The 20,143-nt window shown below is 68.0% G+C and carries 20 protein-coding genes; 9 read left to right on the forward strand and 11 right to left on the reverse strand.

All coding sequences use genetic code 11. The features are described 5' to 3' along the window. The first annotated feature begins 20 nt into the window (after positions 1 to 20). From ACZ3HV_RS11435 to ACZ3HV_RS11445, 3 genes are all read left to right on the forward strand, one after another. The gene (locus ACZ3HV_RS11435; RefSeq protein WP_465683271.1) at positions 21 to 809 is read left to right on the forward strand and encodes an SGNH/GDSL hydrolase family protein; all 789 of its coding nucleotides are present in this window, start codon (positions 21 to 23) and stop codon (positions 807 to 809) included. Between the two features lie 102 nt (positions 810 to 911). Then, positions 912 to 1,922, forward strand: a complete 1,011-nt coding sequence (locus ACZ3HV_RS11440; RefSeq protein ID WP_465683273.1) for a winged helix DNA-binding domain-containing protein — start codon at positions 912 to 914, stop codon at positions 1,920 to 1,922. 32 nt (positions 1,923 to 1,954) lie between these two features. After that, positions 1,955 to 2,770: an SRPBCC family protein gene (locus ACZ3HV_RS11445; protein ID WP_465683275.1), complete on the forward strand. Its 816-nt coding sequence runs from the start codon at positions 1,955 to 1,957 to the stop codon at positions 2,768 to 2,770. Here the strand turns inward: ACZ3HV_RS11445 and ACZ3HV_RS11450 are convergent. Together ACZ3HV_RS11450 and ACZ3HV_RS11455 are read right to left on the reverse strand one after the other, a co-directional pair. Next, positions 2,767 to 5,040, reverse strand: coding sequence for an ATP-binding cassette domain-containing protein (locus ACZ3HV_RS11450; RefSeq protein ID WP_465683277.1), 2,274 nt, complete (start codon positions 5,038 to 5,040; stop codon positions 2,767 to 2,769). The genes ACZ3HV_RS11445 and ACZ3HV_RS11450 overlap by 4 nt on opposite strands. Positions 5,041 to 5,112: 72 nt before the next feature. Continuing rightward, positions 5,113 to 5,658, reverse strand: a complete 546-nt coding sequence (locus ACZ3HV_RS11455; protein ID WP_465683279.1) for a MarR family winged helix-turn-helix transcriptional regulator — start codon at positions 5,656 to 5,658, stop codon at positions 5,113 to 5,115. 65 nt (positions 5,659 to 5,723) lie between these two features. Here ACZ3HV_RS11455 and ACZ3HV_RS11460 point away from each other — a divergent pair, with 65 nt between their 5' ends. The 3 genes from ACZ3HV_RS11460 to ACZ3HV_RS11470 all read left to right on the forward strand — a co-directional run bounded on the left by ACZ3HV_RS11460 (position 5,724) and on the right by ACZ3HV_RS11470 (position 8,115). Next, positions 5,724 to 6,425, forward strand: coding sequence for an SDR family NAD(P)-dependent oxidoreductase (locus tag ACZ3HV_RS11460; RefSeq protein ID WP_465683861.1), 702 nt, complete (start codon positions 5,724 to 5,726; stop codon positions 6,423 to 6,425). Between the two features lie 37 nt (positions 6,426 to 6,462). After that, positions 6,463 to 7,512 carry a LacI family DNA-binding transcriptional regulator gene (locus ACZ3HV_RS11465; protein WP_465683281.1) on the forward strand — a complete coding sequence of 350 codons (1,050 nt, stop codon included), beginning with the start codon at positions 6,463 to 6,465 and terminating at the stop codon, positions 7,510 to 7,512. A gap of 285 nt (positions 7,513 to 7,797) precedes the next feature. Further along, positions 7,798 to 8,115 (forward strand): hypothetical protein, encoded by a 318-nt coding sequence (locus ACZ3HV_RS11470; protein ID WP_360374883.1) that lies wholly within the window; start codon positions 7,798 to 7,800, stop codon positions 8,113 to 8,115. Between the two features lie 94 nt (positions 8,116 to 8,209). On the opposite strand, the gene ACZ3HV_RS11475 is transcribed toward ACZ3HV_RS11470, so the two are convergent. The 8 genes from ACZ3HV_RS11475 to ACZ3HV_RS11510 form a co-directional block, all read right to left on the reverse strand. Continuing rightward, positions 8,210 to 8,566 (reverse strand): YciI family protein, encoded by a 357-nt coding sequence (locus ACZ3HV_RS11475; protein ID WP_360374881.1) that lies wholly within the window; start codon positions 8,564 to 8,566, stop codon positions 8,210 to 8,212. A gap of 72 nt (positions 8,567 to 8,638) precedes the next feature. Further along, a complete protein-coding gene (locus tag ACZ3HV_RS11480; protein ID WP_360374879.1) occupies positions 8,639 to 9,094 on the reverse strand; it encodes a carboxymuconolactone decarboxylase family protein in 456 nt (151 codons plus the stop codon). Positions 9,095 to 9,126: 32 nt separating this feature from the next. Beyond that, positions 9,127 to 9,909 (reverse strand): sugar phosphate isomerase/epimerase family protein, encoded by a 783-nt coding sequence (locus tag ACZ3HV_RS11485; RefSeq protein ID WP_465683284.1) that lies wholly within the window; start codon positions 9,907 to 9,909, stop codon positions 9,127 to 9,129. Then, positions 9,910 to 10,734, reverse strand: coding sequence for a carbohydrate ABC transporter permease (locus ACZ3HV_RS11490; protein WP_465683286.1), 825 nt, complete (start codon positions 10,732 to 10,734; stop codon positions 9,910 to 9,912). It lies immediately after the preceding gene. Beyond that, a complete protein-coding gene (locus ACZ3HV_RS11495; RefSeq protein ID WP_465683288.1) occupies positions 10,724 to 11,668 on the reverse strand; it encodes a carbohydrate ABC transporter permease in 945 nt (314 codons plus the stop codon). Before ACZ3HV_RS11495 ends, ACZ3HV_RS11490 begins: the two co-directional genes overlap by 11 nt. A gap of 5 nt (positions 11,669 to 11,673) precedes the next feature. After that, entirely contained in the window at positions 11,674 to 12,984 is a 1,311-nt protein-coding gene (locus tag ACZ3HV_RS11500; protein ID WP_465683290.1) for an ABC transporter substrate-binding protein, read from the reverse strand. 8 nt (positions 12,985 to 12,992) lie between these two features. Then, complete coding sequence (locus tag ACZ3HV_RS11505; protein WP_465683292.1) at positions 12,993 to 14,135, reverse strand: mandelate racemase/muconate lactonizing enzyme family protein; 1,143 nt, start codon at positions 14,133 to 14,135, stop codon at positions 12,993 to 12,995. A 13-nt stretch (positions 14,136 to 14,148) separates the two neighbouring features. Continuing rightward, complete coding sequence (locus ACZ3HV_RS11510; RefSeq protein ID WP_465683294.1) at positions 14,149 to 15,174, reverse strand: hydroxyacid dehydrogenase; 1,026 nt, start codon at positions 15,172 to 15,174, stop codon at positions 14,149 to 14,151. Between the two features lie 95 nt (positions 15,175 to 15,269). Between ACZ3HV_RS11510 and ACZ3HV_RS11515 the strand changes: the two genes are divergently transcribed. The 3 genes from ACZ3HV_RS11515 to ACZ3HV_RS11525 all read left to right on the forward strand — a co-directional run bounded on the left by ACZ3HV_RS11515 (position 15,270) and on the right by ACZ3HV_RS11525 (position 18,108). Next, complete coding sequence (locus ACZ3HV_RS11515; RefSeq protein WP_360374869.1) at positions 15,270 to 16,160, forward strand: LysR family transcriptional regulator; 891 nt, start codon at positions 15,270 to 15,272, stop codon at positions 16,158 to 16,160. 34 nt (positions 16,161 to 16,194) lie between these two features. Next, complete coding sequence (locus ACZ3HV_RS11520; RefSeq protein WP_465683296.1) at positions 16,195 to 17,145, forward strand: SDR family NAD(P)-dependent oxidoreductase; 951 nt, start codon at positions 16,195 to 16,197, stop codon at positions 17,143 to 17,145. Between the two features lie 129 nt (positions 17,146 to 17,274). Beyond that, the gene (locus ACZ3HV_RS11525; protein ID WP_465683298.1) at positions 17,275 to 18,108 is read left to right on the forward strand and encodes a putative protein N(5)-glutamine methyltransferase; all 834 of its coding nucleotides are present in this window, start codon (positions 17,275 to 17,277) and stop codon (positions 18,106 to 18,108) included. On the opposite strand, the gene ACZ3HV_RS11530 is transcribed toward ACZ3HV_RS11525, so the two are convergent. After that, the gene (locus tag ACZ3HV_RS11530) at positions 18,065 to 20,059 is read right to left on the reverse strand and encodes a GTP-binding protein (RefSeq protein ID WP_465683300.1); all 1,995 of its coding nucleotides are present in this window, start codon (positions 20,057 to 20,059) and stop codon (positions 18,065 to 18,067) included. The genes ACZ3HV_RS11525 and ACZ3HV_RS11530 overlap by 44 nt on opposite strands. Positions 20,060 to 20,143: the final 84 nt, after the last annotated feature.

A 20,143-nucleotide genomic window follows, 5' to 3' on the forward strand; every position in this document is an offset into this window, starting at 1 on the left:
ACAGAAAGGCTGGTCCGCCCATGAAGTCCATCGCCAGTTTGCTCTCCGCCGCGGCCCTCGGCGCCGCGATGCTGCTCAACCCCGGCGTCGCCCACGCGGCGACGAACTACGTCGCCCTCGGTGACTCGTACGCCTCGGGCGTCGGCACCCGGACCTACATCTCCAGCAGTGGTTCCTGCCAGCGCTCGACGAAGGCCTACGCCTACATCGACGCGGCCCGGATCGGCGCCAGCCTCACGTTCGTGGCCTGCTCCGGAGCCCGCGTCGCCGATGTCACCGCCAACCAGCTCCCATCGGTGACCAGCGCGACGAACATCGTCTCGGTACAGGTCGGTGGCAACGATGCCGGGTTCTCCTCCGTGATCACCGAGTGCGCGAAGCCGTCCTGGCTCAGCAACTGCACCGGTGCGGTCGCCAATGCCCAGTCGATCATCAACAACACACTGCCCGGCCGGCTGAACGCTCTGTACTCCTCGATCAGGGGCCGGGCCGCGTCCGCCCGGGTCGTGGTGGTCGGGTACCCGCGGCTGTTCAACGGCACCGACTGCAACGCCGGCACGTTCTTCAGCCCGGACGAGATGACCCGGCTGAACGCCACCGCCGACCTGCTGAACTCGAAGCTCGCCGCATCGGCGAGCGCGGCCGGGTTCAGCTGGGTCAATCCGACGTCGCTCTTCATCGGCCACTCCGTCTGCGGTAGCCCGGAGTGGATCAACGGCCTGTCGAACCCGGTCAGCGAGTCCTACCACCCCAACGTCACCGGCCAGGCCAACTACGCCAACCTGGTCCAGCCCGCCCTCGGCGGATAGCTGCCCGCAGACCGCCCCGGCCGCTCGGCCGGGGCGGTTTCGTGTTTTCGAGGTGCGCACCAGGCTGGTTCGTGGTGTCATGCTGGGGTGGCGCGGAGGTCTGTGGACTGGTTGCTGGCAGCCCGGATGCAGGCCAACTGCCTCGCGCGTCCGGTGAACGAGGCCGGCCCCGGAGGGGTGGCCGACGTCGTACGCCGGACGGGGGGACTGCAGGCTCAGACCTGGCGCGGCGCCACCCATGCCGTACGGGCGCGCTCCACCGCGACCACCTCCGCCGACGTCACCCACGCCCAGGAGATCGACCGGTCGGTCATCCGGGGCTGGTTCATGCGCGGCACACTGCAACTCGTCACGGTCGAGGACGCCGGCCCACTGCTCGGCCTGCTCGGCCCGAAGTTGATCAAGGACACCGAACGCCGGTACGGCGAACTCGGTCTGACCGAGGCGATCCGGGCGGAGGCTGCCGACCACCTCGAGGCGTATCTGGTCAGCCATGGACCGTCCACCCGCGCCGAAATAGCCGACGTACTGGTGCGTCGCGGACTGATCGTCGAGCCCAAAGGACAGGCGGTCTACGCCCTCATCCGGCACACCGGGCTGCTGGGCCGACTGTGTTACGGGCCGGGGACTGACACCTGGGTCGCCGTGAGCGAGTGGCTGGGAAAGCCGCTCGTGCAGGAGGGCGACGTCGACGCGTTGGCCCGGCGCTATCTCACTGCGTATGGCCCGGCGACAGCGCAGGACTTCGCGACCTGGTCGGGCCTGGCGGTGCCGATCGCACGCCGCGGCCTGAAGGCGGCGGCAACGAAGTCTTTCGAGGTTGATGGCGCTGAGTTCGTCGCCACCGAGGACCTGCCGGGGTGCCGGGACGTGCGGGTGGTGGGGGAGTTCGACGCCTACCTGCTCGGCTACCGGGATCGGCGGTGGGCGCTGGCGGCGGAGTTCCAGCAGCACGTCTATCCCGGTGGCGGCATGCTCCGTCCGGCCGTGCTGCAAGGCGGCCGGGTGATCGGCTCCTGGAAGCACGCCGACCACTCGTACGAGCTGTTCGACTCCAGCGCACGGACGGACCTCAGCGAGGAGCTCGCGGACCTGGTCCGGTTCGGCGGTTGATCGTATATGCCTGGTCGGGTATATATGGAGTCATGACCGAGACCTTGAGCACCGAGAACGGGCGGACCGTGCTGCGGATGCGGCGGGAGCTGCGGCATCCGGTGGCGAAGGTCTGGCGGGCGATCACCGAGCCGGGACAACTGGCCGGGTGGTTCCCGGCCGCGGTCGAGTTCGACCTGCGGCTGGACGGGCCGGTGAGGTTCACCTTCGAGAACGACCCGGAGGCGCCCGTCGACCTCGAGACCAGTGGCGTGATCCGCGCGTACGAACCACCGAAGCTCCTCGAGTACACCTGGGGTGAGGAGGTCCTGCGCTGGGAGCTGGTCCCGTCCTCCGACGGCTGCACGCTGCACCTCACCGCGACGTACGACGATCGCCCGGGGTCCGCGAGCTTCTCCGGCGGCTGGACGCTGTGCTTCGACGCGCTCGTACGGGTTCTCGGCGACTCGGTGCCCGAAAGGGATTACGCCGTACTGCATGAGCACTTCGTGAAGGTGTACGGGCTGGACGAAGGCGTGGTGACCGACGACGGCGGCGTACGGTTCGAGCGGCAGCTGGTGAAGCCGAAGGAGGCCGTCTGGGAGTTGCTCACCGGCGCGGAGACGACTGCCGCCGGGAGCCCGCCGCCGGCCGGGTTCGTTGCGAAGGGCATCGACCCGGGGCCCGTGACCGAGGTTGTTGCGGCCGAGCGGCTCAGCTACCCATGGTCGCAGGGTGAAGTGACCTGGTCGCTGCGCGACGGCAACGGCGGAGCCCGCCTGGTGCTCACCCAGACCGGCCCCGCCGCGGACTACCTCAGCACCTGGCACGACCTGATCGAGACCCTGGCCGCCGAGTTGGTGCGCTAGGCAACGGCCTGCGGAGCGCCGACGTACGAGCGCAAGTGTTCGGCCGTGATCGTCGGGCTGCTCTCGACCAGATCGGCCGGCGTGCCGGTGAAGACGACCCGTCCGCCGTCGTGACCGGCGCCCGGGCCGATGTCGATCAGCCAGTCGGCATGGGCCATCACGGCCTGGTGGTGCTCGATGACGATCACCGTGTTGCCGTGGTCGACCAGTGTGTCGAGCATGCCGAGCAGTTGGTCGACGTCGGCCAGGTGCAGGCCGGTGGTGGGCTCGTCGAGGATGTAGATCGACCCGGTCTTACCCATGTTGATCGCCAGCTTGAGGCGCTGCCGTTCACCGCCGGACAGTGTGGTCAGTGGCTGGCCGAGGCCGATATAGCCAAGCCCGACCGTCGACAGCCGATCCAGGATCGCCCGTGCCGGGCCTTTGGTGAAGAACTCCCGCGCCTCCGTCACGGTCATCCGCAGCACCTCGCTGATGTTCTTCCCACGTAGCCGGTAGGCGAGAACCTCGGCGGCGAACCGGGCGCCGTTGCACTCCTCGCAGGTCGAGGCGACCTCGGCCATCATCGCCAGATCCGTGTAGACCAGACCGATGCCCTTGCAGGTCGGGCAGGCGCCGACCGAGTTCGCACTGAACAGACCCGGCTTCACGTGGTTCGCCTTGGCGAACTCGGACCGGATCGGATCGAGCAGCCCGGTGTAGGTCGCCGGGTTGCTGCGCTTGGACCCGCGGATCGGTTCCTGCCCCGCGATGATCACCCCGTCCCGGCCGGCCAGCGAGCCGTGGATCAGTGAGCTCTTCCCGGATCCGGCGACTCCGGTGACCACCGTGAGTACGCCGAGCGGGACGTCGACGCTGACGTTCCGCAGGTTGTGCAGGGTCGCGTTCTCGATGGTGAGCTTCCCGGTCGGACGGCGTACGTCGTCGCGCAGGCTGACCCGGTGATCCAGGTACCGGCCGGTCAGCGTGCCGGACTTGGTCAGGCCCTCGAGATCACCGGCATAGCAGAGTCGTCCGCCGGCCAGACCGGCTCCCGGGCCGAGGTCGACGACGTGATCGGCGATCCGGATCGTCTCCGGCTTGTGCTCGACGACCAGGACGGTGTTGCCCTTGTCCCGCAGTTGCAGCAGCAGGTCGTTCATCTGCTGGATGTCGTGCGGGTGCAGACCGACCGTCGGCTCGTCGAAGACGTACGTGACGTCGCTCAGGCTGGACCCGAGATGACGCACCAGCTTGACCCGCTGCGCCTCGCCGCCGGACAGCGTCGACGACTCGCGATTCAGGCTGAGGTACCCGAGGCCGATGGTGACGAAGGAGTCCAGCGCCTGCCGGAGTCCCTCGAGCATCGGGCCGACGCCCGGATGTTTGATCCCGGCAACGAACTCGGCGAGGTCGCTGATCTGCATCGCCGAGCACTCGCCGATGGTGCGCCCGTCCACGATGGTCGTCCGCGCCGCCTCGTTCAGGCGTTCGCCGTGACAGGCCGGGCAGGTCGTCTGGCGGATCGCGCGCTCCGCGAACGCGCGGGCGTGGCTCTGCATCGACTGTGGATCCTTGCCGAGGTACTGCCGCTTGATCTTGCTGATCAGTCCCTCGAAGGTCAGGTTGCTCTTGCCGACCTTGATCTTGGTCGGCTCCTGGTGGAGGAACTGCCGCCAGGCTTCGGCCGGGTAGTCCTTCAGCGGCAGATCCGGATCGAACAGGCCGGAACTCGCCATCAGCTGCCAGTGCCAGCTGTCGATCGCGTACCCGGGCGCCTTGATCGCACCCTGGTTGAGGCTCTTGTCCCGGTCGACCAGCTCGTCGAGGTCGAACTCGGTGGTGCGCCCGAGTCCCTCGCACTCCGGGCACATGCCCTCGGCCCGGTTGAAGCTGAACACGGACGGCGGTCCGACGTACGGCGTACCCGCGCGGCTGAACACGACCCGCAGCATGGTGTGCGCATCGGTCGCGGTGCCGACCGTGGACCGGGCGTTCGCGCCGATCCGCTCCTGGTCGACGATGATGGCGGCGGACAGGTTCTGCAGTGAGTCCACATCCGGCCGGCCGAGGCTCGGCATGAAGTTCTGGACGAATGCGGTGTAGGTCTCGTTGATCAGCCGCTGCGACTCCGCGGCGATCGTGTCGAAGACGAGGGAGGACTTGCCGGAACCGGAGACCCCGGTGAAGACGGTGAGCCGGCGTTTCGGGATGTCGAGGGAGACGCCGCTCAGGTTGTTCTCGCGGGCGCCTCGGACCTGGATGGAATCGTGACTGTCGGCAACAGGCATCCTTCAATTGTGACATTGAAGCAGTCGTGGGAACTTTGCTTCGCATCCCAGGCTTGACGGCGCCGGAAAAGCTTATACGCCCGACGAAGGTTTCCGGGCCTCCTTCGCGACCTCGTCGAGGAGTTCCTGCAGTTGCGCCGCGAGCTGCGTGCGGCCGGTGGGGGACAGCGAGGCCACCAGTTCGGACTCGCGCGTCAGCACCTGGTCGACGGTTCGCTCGATCAGGTCGTGGCCGGCCGCGGTGAGGGTCACCACCACGGCGCGGGTCCCGTCGCCGGCCGTCCGCCGAGTGACCAGGCCGGACTCTTCGGCCCGGGCGACCCGCTGTGAGATGGCGCCGGCGGTGACGAGAGTACGGCGGCTCAGCTCGCGCGTACTCACCTCGTACGGCGCTCCGGCCCGGCGCAACACGCTGAGCAGATCCAGCGTGGCCGGGTCCACGCCGAGGTCGGCGAGGAGCCGCCGCCGGTCGTCGGCGAACAGTTTCGCCAGCCGCCACAGGGGAGTGACGATCTCGATCGAGTCGGTCGGCGTACCAGGTCGTTCGCGTTGCCAGGCGCGGGCGATCTCCGCGGCGGGATACGGGCTCGGGCCGTCGAGGGGATAGGTGTCCGTCACAGCCACCATGCTACGTTTAGACCTAAACATTTAGACCTAAACGTGAGGATCTGATCGTGACGCGGATGATCGTGGTGACCGGGGGAGCGACCGGAATCGGGCGGGCGACCGCCGAGCGGTTCCGCGCGGACGGCGACGAGGTGGTGATCACCGGCCGCCGGGAGGACGTGCTGCTGAAGACCGCGGCCGACCTCGGAGCCAGGGGAGTGGTGTGCGACGCGACCGACCCGACGCAGCTCGAGCGACTGCTCGACGTACTGCCGGAGCAGGTCGATGTCCTGGTCAACAACGCCGGTGGCAACACCGACTTCGGGCGGCCGGAGGGTGGCCTGGAGCAACTGAAGGCGAACTGGCTGGCCAACCTGGAAGCCAACCTGCTCAGCGCTGTCCTCACCACGACCGCTTTGGCGCCGCGACTCACCACCGCGGTCGTGCACCTGGGCTCGATCGCGGGCGCCCGCGGCCCAGGATCGTACGGCGCTTCCAAGGCCGCGCTTGCCCTGTGGAACCAGGACGTTGCGGCCGATCTCGGACCGCGCGGGATCACCTCGAACGTCGTTGCCCCGGGCTTCACCGCGGACACCGAGTTCTTCCAGGGCCGGCTCACCGCGGCCCGGCGCGAGACGTTGCTCGCGGCAACGATGACCAAGCGCGAGGGGCAGGTGCAGGACATCGCCGCAACCATCCACTTCCTCGCATCCCCGGCCGCCCGGCACCTCACCGGCCAGGTCCTGCAGGTGAACGGTGGCGCGCTCACGACGCGGTGAATCCATGACAACGTCGGCAGGTGTGACAATGGGCGACATGCGTGCCACCGTCAAAGACGTCGCCAAGCTGGCCGGGGTGTCCCCGAAGACGGTGTCCAACGTGATCAACGGCGTCGTGTTCGTCCGCCCGGAGACGCGGGCACGGGTCGAGAGTGCGCTGGCCGAGCTCGACTACGTGCCGAACATGAGTGCTCGCGGCCTGCGCAACGGCCGGACCGGCATGATCGCGCTCGCGCTGCCCGACCTGCTCCGGCCGTACTCCGCGGAGATCGTCCACCTGGTCGTCGAGCTCGCCCACGAGCGCGGCTGGGGCGTGCAGATCGAGCAGACCGCGGCCGAGCCGAAGCGTGAGTTCGAGCTGTTGTCCAAGGCCCGCGCGTACCTGGTCGACGGCCTGATCCTGAACCCGGTGAACCTCGACGACAGCGCGGTCATGTCGGCCGGACCGCTGCCACCGCTCGTCCTGATCGGGGACGTCGACCAGGACCTGGTCAGTCAGGTCGCGATCGACAACGTCGCAGCCGCCCGCGACATGACCAAGTACCTGCTGTCGAAGGGCTGCCGCCGGATCGCGGCCGTCGGTATGCCGGAGGTCCCGCGCGGCTCGAGTGGCGCCGGCGTCCTGGCCGGCTCGGCCGAAGGCCCCGGTACGGCGGCCTCCCGGTTGCGGGCCGCTGGTTACCGCCAGGCCCTCGAAGACGCCGGCGTACCCATCGATCCCGCGCTCGAGATCGGGCTGGACCGGTGGCGGCCCGAGGGTGCTGCAACGGTGGTGGGGAAGTGGCTGGCCGAGCACGAGTTGCCGGATGCGTTCTTCTGCTTCACCGACACGGTCGCCTCGGGCGCGTTGTCGGCGCTGTGGAGCGCGGGGGTCGACGTACCGCGACAGACCCTGGTGGCCGGGTTCGACAACATCCTCGAGAGTCAGTTCATGATCCCGCCGCTGACGACCGTCGACTTCGACCGGCGGGCCTTCGTGGCGGCGGCGCTCGATCTGCTCGGTGAGCGGATGGCGGACAAGACCGCGGCACCCCGCCGGGTGATGATCCCGCACCGGATCATCGAGCGCACCAGTACCGCACGGTAACGGCGACGTTTCCAAGAACACGACCGGCAGCGGGGATCATCAAGGGAATTGCTACCACTGGCTTCGGTGGTCAGTAGGTCGGCATGGACGGTGGTTCCGGTACGCGGGATTCCGGTCACGATCCCTTGAATATGCCGTCACTCTCAGCAAGGGTTGGCTGATCACTTCCGCGTCGTTTCCGGGTGCGGGAAGGACGGGGAGGTGTGCGGTCGTCGTGTCGTACTGGCGTCCGCATCTACCGTCACTCGGGGGTAGTACCGATGAGAAGGGGGAAGTGTGTCAGCGATGACAAGGCTTGCCGAGCAGTGCCGTGATGTGAGGAGTCACGGCAACGCGGGACTCGGACGAGCCGCGATCCAACCGGCGGTGTGTACCGGCATCCACGAGGTGAGCTCGTCGATCCAGTCGGTCCGGCCGCGACGCGTGGCGGTGCTCAGACTGAGCAACGGAATGACCACCACGCTGCGACTCGGCGACGGTGCCCAGGCGCCGGAACGCGGTGCCACCGTGTTCGTCCGGGGTGGCCGGGGCATGGGTGATCAACCCGCCTCAGGTGGGGTCATCCTCGCGTCGAGCAGCCCCGACGGCACACGCACGGGCTGAGTCAGTGACTCGCCGGTCTCAGGTCCCAACGCCGAGCTGAGGCCGGCAAGTCCCTGGAGCAGCGCAGATCTGCCGACGCACCCGGCAGTGAGTCTCAGGAGTCCTCCGGCATCGGATCTGTGAAGGAACGGATCTCGATGGGCGAGAACCGCGCCTCCGGCAACCTGGCGGCGATCTCGGTCGCCCGTTCCAGGCTGCAGTCGACCAGGTAGTAGCCGGCCAGGACTTCCTTGGCTTCCGTGAACGGCCCATCGGTCACGGCCGGAATGCCATCATTGACCCGGACCACCCGTGCGTCCCTGGTCGTCAGTCCGAGGCCGTCGACGTACTCACCGTTCGCCTTCAGCTCTTCGGAGAGCTTGCGGTGCTGGTCGAGCACCTGGTCGATGCCCTCCTCGTGCAGGGCGTCCCACGTCTGCGTGTTCCCGTAGATCAGCAGCATGTATTTCATCGCGTGCCTCCATTCACCCGGGGACGTCGGAGCGCCGGGTGCCTTCTCGACACCCGGCGCCCAGAGTAGCCATTACCAGGTGGCACCAGCAGGTTCGCGAACCGTCGTGTTGATCCGGTTGAACATGTTGGTGAGCGCGATCATCAAAACGATCGCGGACAGCTCCTTCTCGTCGAAGTGGTCGGCGGCCGCGTTCCAGATCTCGTCCGTGACCGCGTTCGGCCGGTCCGCCAGCCGAGTCGCCGCCTCGGTCATCTCCAGCGCCGCCCGCTCGGCGTCGGTGAACAGATCCGAGTCACGCCAGGCCGCCACCTGGTGCAGCCGTTCGTCGGTCTCACCGTTCTTCAGCGCCGACTTGATCCCGCCGAACACGCAGGGGGAGCAGCCGTTGATCTGGCTCGCCCGCAGGTGCACGAGCTCGAGCGTCGTACCGGACGCGCCCGACTGCCCGATGGCCTTGTAGATGTTCTGGATGCCCTTGGTGGCGTCCGGCAGGATCATGGCGGGGTTGGTCATCCGTGCGTTCATGGGAGGTTCTCCATCGCGTGAGTGTGTTGAATTCACTCCCTTGACGGATGCTGTGCCGCGGATGTGACAGCGGTGTGCAAATCTCTCGAGAGCCGCTGTTCGACCGGTACGGCGGGATCGGAGTACTGACCCGTCAGACAGATCGGGCCGGCGTACTTCACCTTCTGCAGCGCGGCGAAGACCGCGGACCAGTCGGACAGTCCGTCGTCGGCCTGCACGAAGTACGGCTTCCAGACACTGTCGGTCCGGATGTACTGCACGTTCTTCAGGTTGACGATGCCGAGGCGATCCGCACCGAGCTCGAGGGTCACCGCGGGATGGTCGCCGGCGAGCGCGTCGTGTGCGGCGTCCCAGACCAGCTTGAACCGGTCAGGCAGTCCGTCCAGCAGTTGCAGTACGCCGAGCGTCGACGAAACGAATCGCCCGTGATGCGGCTGGACACCGACCTGGACGTCGTACCGCTCGGTGAGTGCGATCGCTTCCTCGAGCATCGCCCGGTTGCGTCGGGCCGAGGCGGTGTACCCGTCCGGCCCGAGCTCGGCCATGATCCGGATCATCGGTACGCCGGCCTCCGCGCAGGCGGCGAACACGCGCTCGGACAGGTCACTGGCGACGCTGATCGGTTCGATGCCCTCGGCCCGTAACTGCGCGGTGAACTTCGGCAGCTCGGCCTCGGCCGACGCCGGCGTCACGTAGGCCGCATCGCGAACCGGGATCTCGGCGCCACCGAACCCGATGCCGGCCACCAGCCGGCCGAGCTCGTCCCCGGGCAGCGCCAGCCACGGCTTGGTGAAAACGGACCACAAATAGGACATTCAACGGCCTCCCAGCCCACTCAGGGTGATACCTCGGACGAACCAGCGTTGGGTCAGGAAGAACAGGATGATCAGGGGGATGGTGGTGACACTCGCGGCCATCAGCAGCAGGTTCCACTGGGTGCCGTTGGTGTCCTGGAACACCTGCAGCCCGACGGACGCGGTCCGGGTGGCGTCGCTGTTGGAGATGATCAGCGGCCAGAGCAGGTTGTTCCACTGACCGATGAACTTGAACACCGCCAGCGTCGCGATGGCCGGGATCGCGAGCGGCACGATCACCCGGACGAACGCCTGCCACCGGTTCGCGCCGTCCAGCCGGGCGGCCTCCTCATAGTCGCGTGGGATGCCGAGGAAGAACTGCCGGAGCAGGAAGACGCCCAGTGCCGTGAAGGCGTGCGGCAGGATCATCCCGGGCCAGGTGTCGATGCCGTGCAGCTTCGCGACCAGGACGAACTGCGGGATCAGCGTGACCTGCGACGGGATCATCAACGTGGCCAGGTAGATCCCGAACAGCCAGCTCCGGCCGGGGAAGTGCAGCCGGGCGAACGCGTACGCCGCCAGCGCGGCCGTCACGGTCTCGAGCAGAGTGGTGCCGGCCGCGAAGTACACGGTGTTGAGCAGGTACTTGCCCAGCGGCACCAGGTCGAAGGCGCGGGTCAGGTTCTCCGGGTGCCAACTGCTAGGCCAGAACGACGGCTTGGCCGCCATGGACTCGGCGTCGGACTGGAACGCGACCAGCACCATCATCACGACCGGGATCAGTGTGAACCCGGTGACCAGGAAGCAAGCGAAGACAATGAGCTTGCGGCGGATGTCAGTTGTCATAGTGCACCAACTTGCGCTGGAAGAAGAACTGCCCGGCGGTGATCATCACGATGAAGGCGAACAACACGAGCGACTGCGCGGCGGCGTACCCCTGGTCGTAGTTCTCGAAGCCGGTCCGGTAGATGTACATGACCAGCGTCGTGGTGCGCGTGCCTGGTCCGCCGTTCGTCATGATCAGGGCCTGGTCGAACACCTGGAACGAGCCGATGACCGACGTCACGATCACGAAGAACAGCGCCGGCGACAACATCGGCAGAGTGACGTTGCGGAAGCTCTGCCAGCTGGACGTTCCGTCGACGCGGGCAGCCTCGTAGAGCTGTTGCGGGATCGCCTGCAGTCCGGCGAGGAACACGACCATGCCGAAGCCGAAGCTCTTCCACACGCTCATCAGGATCAGCGCCGGCATCGCCCAGTTGTCCGAGATCAGCCAAGCAGGCCCGCTGATGCCGAACCATCCGAGCACGGCGTTCACCAGGCCGTCGTGCGGGATGTAGAGCCAGATCCAGACGAAGGCGACCGCCACCGTGATCGTTGCGTACGGCAACAGCAGGAGGGAGCGGAAGACAGCGACCCGGCGCAGCCCCTGGTTCAGCAGCAGCGCCAGCGCGAGACTCACCGCGATCGTCAGCGGCACACTCACGAACGTGAAGTACGCCGTGTTGCCGAGCGCGGACCAGAACGTCGGATCAGGACCGAGGCGGGCGAAGTTGTGCAGTCCGGCCCAGCGCGGAGAACTGAACAGATTCCAGTCCAGCAGCGAGATGACGCCGGCGGCGACGACCGGACCGGCGGTGAAGATCAGGAACCCGATCAGGCTGGGCAGGAGGAACAGCCAGGCGGTCAGCGTCTCGCGGCTGCGCCAGCGTGGGGTCGGCTTCGAAGTGGTCGGTGGCGGTACGGCGGTGGTTCGTGCTGGTGCGGTGTCGACAGCCATCCTGGTCACCCCTTCCTGGCGGCGGCTTGGCGGATGTTGTCCTGGTGCTGCCTCATCAGAACGTCGAGGCGCGGAGTCAGCCCGGTGATCGCGTCCGGAACCGACACCTGACCCAGGAACGTGCGGGGGAGGTCCTGGCCGAGCAACTGCTTGACCTGGTTCCAGTTCGTGGTGACGTCGAAGGCGTGCCCGCCGGCGAGTTTGCCGGCCAGGATCTGCTGGACGATGCCGAGGTTGTCCGGCGGCGGCTGGAACGCACTGCCCGCGCTCAGCCGGGCCGGGTTGTTGCGGCCGGCCTTCGCGTAGATGTCGAGCGCTCCGGTGCTGGTCAGAGTCTTGATCAGCTTCCACGCGAGGTCGAGCTCGGCGCCGTCGCGTACCCCCGATGGAATGGAGAAGCTGGATCCGGACACCCGCGGGGTGCTGCCGACCGCGCCGGCCGGGAACGGGATGACGTCCCAGTCGAACTTGGCCTTGCGCACGTTGACCACCTGCCACGGCCCGTTCTGCATGAAGGCGACGTTGCCCTCCATGAAGTTCGACAGTGAGCTCTCGGTGACCAGGTTCTTGATCGGTGGGGTGACCTTGTCCTTGACGAACAGGTCGATGACGAACTGCAGTGCCTCCATCGCCTCCGGATCACCCAGCGTGCTCCGGGTCGCGGCGTCGTTCATCACGTTGCCGCCCGCGCAGTAGATCCACGACACCAGGTCGTCGATCGCGGGCGCACAGGTGAAGCCGTACTGCTGCCCGGGTTCGGTGAGCTGGAGCGCCAGCTCCCGGAACGTTGCCCACGGCATCGGTACGGTCGGGGACGGCAGCTCGATGCCTTGCTTCTGCAGCAAGCTCTTGTTGTAGTACATGACCGTCGGTGCGACGTCGAACCCGATCGCGTAGGTCTTGTTGTTGAAACTCGAGATCCGGCGGCTCGGCTGGTAGAAGTCGTCGAGGTGGAAGTCCGGATCGGCCGCGATCAGGTCGTCGAGCGGCCGGTGTGCGCCGCGGGCGGCGTACGTCGGGATCAGGGTGCCGTTGATCGCGGTCACGAGGCTCGCCGTGCCGCTGACCAGTTGCAGGTCGAGCTTGGTCGGGTAGCCGTTCGACGGGGTCAGCGTCGGGACGGACTTCACCTTGAGCTGTTGCTCGACGTACTTGCTGAAGTCTTCCCAGACCTTCTTCTCCGCGGCACTGCTCGACCACATCGACCAGGTGGCCGCACCGGCCGGTGGCCCGGACGAGCAGCCGGCTGCCGCGAGGCCGAGCCCGGCCAGGCCGGTCAGCTCGAGAAACCCGCGGCGGGACAGCTTCGTTCCCATGTTTCTCCTCACCGATAGAGCAGGTCGATCGACTCGGCGCGGATTCGCTCCTCGTCGACCTGAACGCCCAGTCCAGGGGCGGTGGGGACCGTTGCGACGGCCTTGGTGATGTTCAGCCCCTCGACGTACAGATCGGACAGCAGCTCCGGCCCGTTGAGCTCGGCAGGCAAGGCGAGCTCGAGCTGACTGAACACATGCAGTGCGGCGGCGAAGGCGATTCCGCAGTCGGTCAGACCGCTGGCGAGGATCTCCACCCCGCCGGCGAGCGCGGTCTGGGCGGTCTTGAGCGCGTTGCGCAGGCCGCCGGACTTGCAGACCTTGACCACGACCAGGTCGGCCGCGTTCAGCCGGATCGCGCGGGCCACATCTTGAGCGGAGAAGCTGCCCTCGTCGATCGCGATCGGCACGTCGATCAGGTCGCGCAGCCGTTGCATCGCGAGCGTGTCGGTGCTCGGTACGGGCTGCTCGACGCAGTGGATCGTGCGGATTCCCGCCGTACGGTCGAGGAGTTGCTTGAGCGCACTCGGCCGGTAGGACTGGTTCGCGTCGAGCCAGAGCGGCTTGCCGCCGGCCACCTCGGCCACGGTCCGGATCGCCGCGGCATCCGCATCGAGGTCGCCACCGATCTTGACCTTGTACGCCGAATAGTCCGACGACTGGAGTGCGTGTTCGCGGACCGTGTCCTGGTCGCCGACTCCGATCGCCGAGCACAACGGGATCTCGTCGTACACCTTGCCGCCGAGCAGAGCGTGCACCGGCACACCGGCGAGCTTGCCGGCCGCATCGTGCATGGCGACGTCGACGGCGGCGCGGGCGAACGGGAACCCGTTCGACACCGCGGGGCTGAGTCGCTTGGCGGCGCGCTGGTGGAACAGCTCGACGTCGAACGGCGTGAGCTCGAGCAGGATCGGCGCGAGGTGCCTGCGAATGACGACGGCCATCGTCTCGGCCGTCTCGTAGCTCCAGCTGGGGAGCGCTCGCTGCTCGCCCCACCCGACGATGCCGTCCTCGGTCGTCAGCTTGACGAACACCACCGCGGCGGCCTGGTCCGGCGCGTCGTCGGGCGCGCCGACCGCGCCGCTGCCGATGACGAAGCGTCGGGCGAACGGGACCGCGACCGGGAAGACTTCGACCTGAGTGATCCGGGACATGATCGTCGTCCTCTCAGGCCGCGATCGACCAGAAGGCCGGATCGACGAAGCTCGGTCCCCGGGTGCCGTCCTCGAGCCACTTGAGCGCGTCGGCCAGCACGTACCCGGCGAGCGCGAGGTGGCCCTCTTCGGTGTCACCGGCGACGTGCGGGCTGAGCAGCAGGTTCGAGGCTTGGAGGAGGGTCGCGTCGAAGGACGGCGGCTCGGGGTCGTAGACGTCGAGCGCGGCGTAAAGGCGGCCGTCGAGCACGTGGTCGAGGAGTGCCTGCTGGTCGACCGCGGGACCGCGGGACGAGTTGACGACGACCGCTCCGTCGGGGACTCGCTCGATCAGCTCGCGGGTGATCATGCCCTTGGTCTCCGGCACGTTCGGGACGTGGATCGTCAGGAAGGCGCTCTCTACCGTTTCTCGCAAGTCAGCGGTGCGGACACCGAGCTGGTCGGCCCGCTCGGCGGTCAGGTACGGGTCGTAGACGACGACGTCGCAGGCGAAGGGCTTGAGCAGCGTGATCAGAGCGCGTGCGGTGCTGCTGGCGCCGACAATGCCGACCTTGGCGCCGGCCAGCTCGTGACCGCGGTACTCGGTCTGCTTCCAGCCGCCTTCGCGGATCGCGTGATCGAAGCGGGGGAGCCGGCGGGCCAAGGTGAGCATCGCGGCCAGGCAGTACTCACCGACGGACCAGGCGATCCGCGGGCCGGCGGAGAAGACCTCGACACCCTGGTCGAGGATGACCGGATCGATCAGGTTCTTGACCGTGCCGGCGGCGTGCGCGATCACCTTGGGGCCGTTGCCGTCGGCCCACAGTTCCTTGCCGAGGTGCGGCGTACCCCAGCTGGTCAGGAGTACGTCGGCGCCGGCGACCAGCTCGGGCACGGCGGCCGGGTCCAGCGCCGGCGGCTTGCCGGGCGCGGCCGGACCGGCGGCGTGGGCGGACTCGGCCCAGACGACCTCGAACCGCTCCTCGAGCAGCCGCCGCGTAGGTCCGTCGATCACGTCGGCCGCGCGTTCGGGGGTCATCAGAGCTGCAAGTTTCGGCACCGTGGAGGCTCCTTCGGTAGGCGGTGCCTCGACGGTAGGCGCTTTCCGTTATGCAGGTCCAAACCCTATTTCGCATGAACCGATACCGTGCCGGTATGGACTTGTCGCTGCAGCAACTCCGGGGATTCGTCGCCGTCGCCGAGGAGCTCCACTACGGCCGCGCTGCTCAGCGGCTGAATCTGACCCAGCCGCCGTTGACCCGGCAGATCCAGGGCCTCGAGCGCTCTCTGGGCGTCCGCCTGTTCGACCGGACCGGTCGCGGAGTGCGGTTGACCGCGGCCGGGGACGTCTTCCTCGAACATGCCCGCCGCGTGCTCGCGCTGCTCGAGGTCGCACCCGAGGCGACCCGGCGGGCCGCCGACGGACAGACCGGGACCCTGCGGATCGCGTTCACCGCCATCGGGGCGTACGCCGTTCTCGCGGACTTCCTCACCATGGTCGGGAAGCGGACGCCGGCGGTGACTTCAGAGCTCACCGAGTTGGTGAGCCCCGCGCAGTTCGAGGCACTGGCGAACCTGGAGATCGACATCGGCCTCGTCCGGCCGCCGATCCCGGACCAGTTCGAGTCCGTCCTGGTCCACTCCGAGGATCTGGTGCTCGCCGTACCCGCTGACCACGCCCTGGCGACCGGCGATGCCCCGGTGACGCTCGCCGACGCCACCGAGGACTACATCGGCTACAGCCCCGAGGGTTCGCAGTACCTGCACGACATCTGCGCCGCGATGATCGGGATGGATCGGTACGCCGTCAGCCAGCTCGCCTCGCAGGTGCCGACGATGCTGGCGCTCGTCCGGGCCGGTCTGGGATGCGCGCTGATCCCGCGGTCGATCATGGCGATGGGGGTCGAGGGTGTCCGCTATCGCGAGCTCGATGCGGCCGACGCGCACTCGGTCACCTTGCACGCGTGCTGGAGCCCGGACAGTCCGAACCCGGCTCTGCAGCGGCTGGCCGAGTCGCTGCGTGAGAACCCGCACCTCGACGCTTGACCTAGAGTGAGCTCCAACTCGTAGAGTCCGAGGCATGACTGCACAGCACAAGATCGGTTCGGGGTTCGGGCACGACAGCACCGCGGACGACGTCCTCGCCGGAATCGACCTGACCGGCAAGCTGGCGGTCGTCACCGGTGGGTACTCCGGTCTCGGCCTCGCGACGACCCGTGCGCTGACCAAGGCCGGTGCGCACGTCGTCGTACCGGCGCGGCGACCGGATGCCGCGCGGGAAGCACTGGCCGGGGTCGCGGATGTCGAGGTCGACGAGCTGGATCTCGGGGACCTCGAGAGTGTGCGGGCCTTCGCGGACCGATTCCTGGCATCCGGGCGACCGATCGATATCCAGATCGACAACGCGGCGATCATGGCCGCTCCGGAGACGCGGGTCGGGCCGGGCTGGGAGGCGCAGTTCGCGACCAACCACCTCGGGCACTTCGCGCTGGTGAACCGGCTTTGGCCGGCGATCGCGGCGGACGGTGGCGGCCGGGTCGTGTCGGTGTCGTCGACCGGGCACCGGCGCTCGGACATCCGGTGGGACGACCTGGAGTTCCGGCAGGGCTACGAGAAGTGGCAGGCGTACGGGCAGGCGAAGACGGCCAACGTGCTGTTCGCGGTGCAGCTCGATGTCCTGGGCAAGGACTCTGGCGTGCGCGCGTTCGCGTTGCACCCGGGCGGAATCCTCACGCCGTTGCAGCGGCACCTGCCGAAGGAGGAGATGGTCGCTTTCGGCTGGATCGACGAGGACGGCAACCCGCTGAACCCGGGCTTCAAGTCCCCGGAGCAGGGCGCCGCGACCCAGGTGTGGGCAGCGACCTCGCCGCAGCTCGACGGCCTCGGTGGGGTGTTCTGCGAGGACTGCGAGATCGCCGAGGTGTCCACCGACGACACCCCGGGCGTCCGGCCGTACGCGATCGACCCGGTATCGGCGGCTCGGCTGTGGACGATCTCCGCGGAGCTCACCGGGGTGAACGCTTTCGGGTAAGGTGGGCGACACCAGGAACGACGACTGAGGAGGTGGGACCGATCACCAGGACGGCAGGTTGGTTGCTCCCGCCTCGAGTGGTTGGCATCGCACGCTGACCGCGGGAGCCTCGTCAGTTGAAGGGGTTCTGTGTCTGTATCTTCTGTTCCTTCTGTTGAGCTCAGCCAGGTCATCGACCGGCTGCGTGCGTCCGGTTGCGTCTTCGCCGAGGACGAGGCCGCGTTGATCGTGGAGACTGCGCGGGATGCGCCCGAGGTGGCCGCCATGGTCGACCAACGGGTCGCCGGGTTGCCGCTCGAACACGTCCTCGGCTGGGCGTCCTTCCGCGGGCTGCGGATCGCGGTCGATCCCGGGGTGTTCATTCCTCGGCGCCGGACCGAGTTCCTCGTCGCCGAGGCGTTGCGGGTGACCGCACCGGGCGCCGTCGTACTCGACCTGGGGTGTGGGTCGGGTGCCTTGGGTGCGGCGATCGCGGCCGAGCGACAGGTGTCGTTGTACGCCGCCGATATCGAGCTGGCCGCGGTTCGGTGTGCTCGGCGGAACCTGGTCCCGTGGCGGGGCGCTGTGTATCAAGGGGATCTCTTCTCCGCGCTGCCGGAGCCGCTGCGCGGGCGGATCGACGTATTGCTGGCGAATGTGCCCTACGTGCCGACCAACGAGATCCGATTGCTGCCGCCGGAGGCCAGGCTGTACGAGCCGCACGTCACGCTGGACGGCGGCCCGGACGGCCTGGCGACCTTGCGACGGGTGGCGGCCGAGGCGCCGGAGTGGCTCGCTTCCGGTGGGCATGTGTTCGTCGAGATGAGCGAGCATCAGGCCCCGCTGGCCGCCGCCGTGCTGGCGGAGCAGGGCCTGACTGCTCGGGTCACCGCTGATGACGAGCTCGGCGCGACTGTTGTCCATGGCATCGAACATGGCATCACACCCGGCGCTGGACGTGCAGGAGATACTCGCGCCGGTTGAGCGGGTCGTGGTCGGTCCGCGGACGGTCCGGGATCGGTCCGGTGACGGGCTGGTAGCGCTCGAACGCCGACTCCAGCACGCCTTCGCCGCGGGTCAGGGCGGGCAGCAGTTGCTCGAGCTCGTACACGGCGGCCGCGGGGATTTCTCCTTCCAGGGTTGAGGTTTCCGCGGCCGGCGCCGGTACCTGCGGGATCGCGCGGAGCCAGGCGAGAGCCGCGAGTACGGCGCGGGTCGTGTCGGTCGGGATCTCCAGCTGGAAGCGATGCATCGGCTCGTGCACCGTCGTACCCGCTTGGTGGAGAGCTGTCATCACGATCAGCGGCGTGAGGTTGCGGAAGTCGCCGGCCGTGCTCGACATGCTCTTGTCGAAGACGGCGTGGGCGTGACTCTGCCGCGCGGAGTAGCCGGAGTGCGTCATCACGACCCGCGCGTCCGGGATCTGCCAGCCGTGGATGCCTTGGCCGAGGGTCTCGCGGACGGTTTCCTCGACGGCCTTGATGAACGCGTACGGCATCGAGCCGAGCTCGACCTCGAGTTCGAAGGTGACGCCGGCGTTGACCGGCGCGGGCTCGACCCGGAGGCCAACGGTGGCGAGGAACGGGTTCGCGTCCCTCTTGTTGAACTCGACCGCCGCACCGGCGCCGTTCAGCCGCTCGATGCAGATCGTGGTCGTCTCACGGAAGCCGACGCCGATCCCGTATTCGGTCTCCAGAGTCGTCTGGATGACCTCCTTCTGCACCTCGCCGTACAGGGAGACCGAGATCTCCTGGCGCAGGTCGTCCTGGCGCAGGTTGATCAGCGGGTCCTGCTCGGCGAGCTGGGTCAGCGCGACCCGCAGGTTCCCCTTGTCCCGGGCCCGCTGCGGGAAGACCACGGTCTCCAACGTCGGTGGGGCGAAGATCCCCGGCTTTCCGGAAACTTCTGGTCGCCCAGTGGCAGTGATGTTCCGGAGATCGCTCAGTCGGTCGCCGATCTGGACGTCGGACAGGCCCCAGACCTGGGCGATCTGCCCGGCGTTGACCTCGGCGGCCGGGGTCGCGCCACCGTGGCCGAAGACGCGCAGCGCAGTCACCTTCGCCTCGGCGCCGGCCCCGAACCCCAGTCGCTCACGGACTCGCGCCGTACCCGAGAACATCCGGACATACGCGATCTTCTCGCCGGCCGGGCCGCGCTCGACCTTGAAGACCGATCCGTCCACCGGCTCCTCGTTGGTGCCGGCGCGGGGGAGCAGGGCGCGGATGCCTTCGGTGAGTGCGTCCGTGCCGGCGCCGGTGATCGCGGAGCCGAAGTACACGGGGTGCACGAGCGCCTGCTTCGTCTGGCGCGCCAGCGCTCGCTTCAGGGCGTGGTGGGAGAGTTGCTCGCCCTCCACGAACTTCCGGAGGAGGTCGTCGTCACGTTCGGCGAGTACTTCGAGCAGCGCGCCGTACGACTCCGTGAACGTGGCGCCGGGGGTGCCGAGGCGGGTTGCCTCGCCCATCGGGACGATGGACGGGGTCAGCTTGTCCGCGATCGACTTGAGTACGGCGTCGTACTGCGCGCCGGCCCGGTCGAGCTTGTTGACGAAGATCAGGGTCGGGATCTTCAGGCGCTGGAGGGTCCGCATCAGGACCCGGGTCTGCGCCTGCACACCCTCGACGGCCGAGATGACCAGCACCGCGCCGTCGAGCACGCTGAGCGCCCGCTCCACCTCGGCGATGAAGTCCGGGTGGCCGGGGGTGTCGATCAGGTTGACCGTGACCGGGTCGGCCTCGCCGATCGCGAACGACACGACCGCCGACTTGATGGTGATCCCGCGCTGGCGTTCCAGCGCGAGTGAATCGGTCTGGGTGCTGCCGTCGTCGACGCTCCCGACCTCGTCGATGACCCCGGCCGCGTAGAGCAGCCGTTCGGTCAGACTCGTCTTACCGGCGTCGACATGCGCCAGGATCCCAAGGTTCAGTACTTTCACGCAGCTTCATGTCCCTTGAACAGGTGTCAATTCCTTCCGCGACAGACATGAAGCGAGGTCGCATGACAGAACTCCTTGACTAGA

It is taken from the genome of Kribbella sp. NPDC020701 (genome assembly GCF_055562215.1).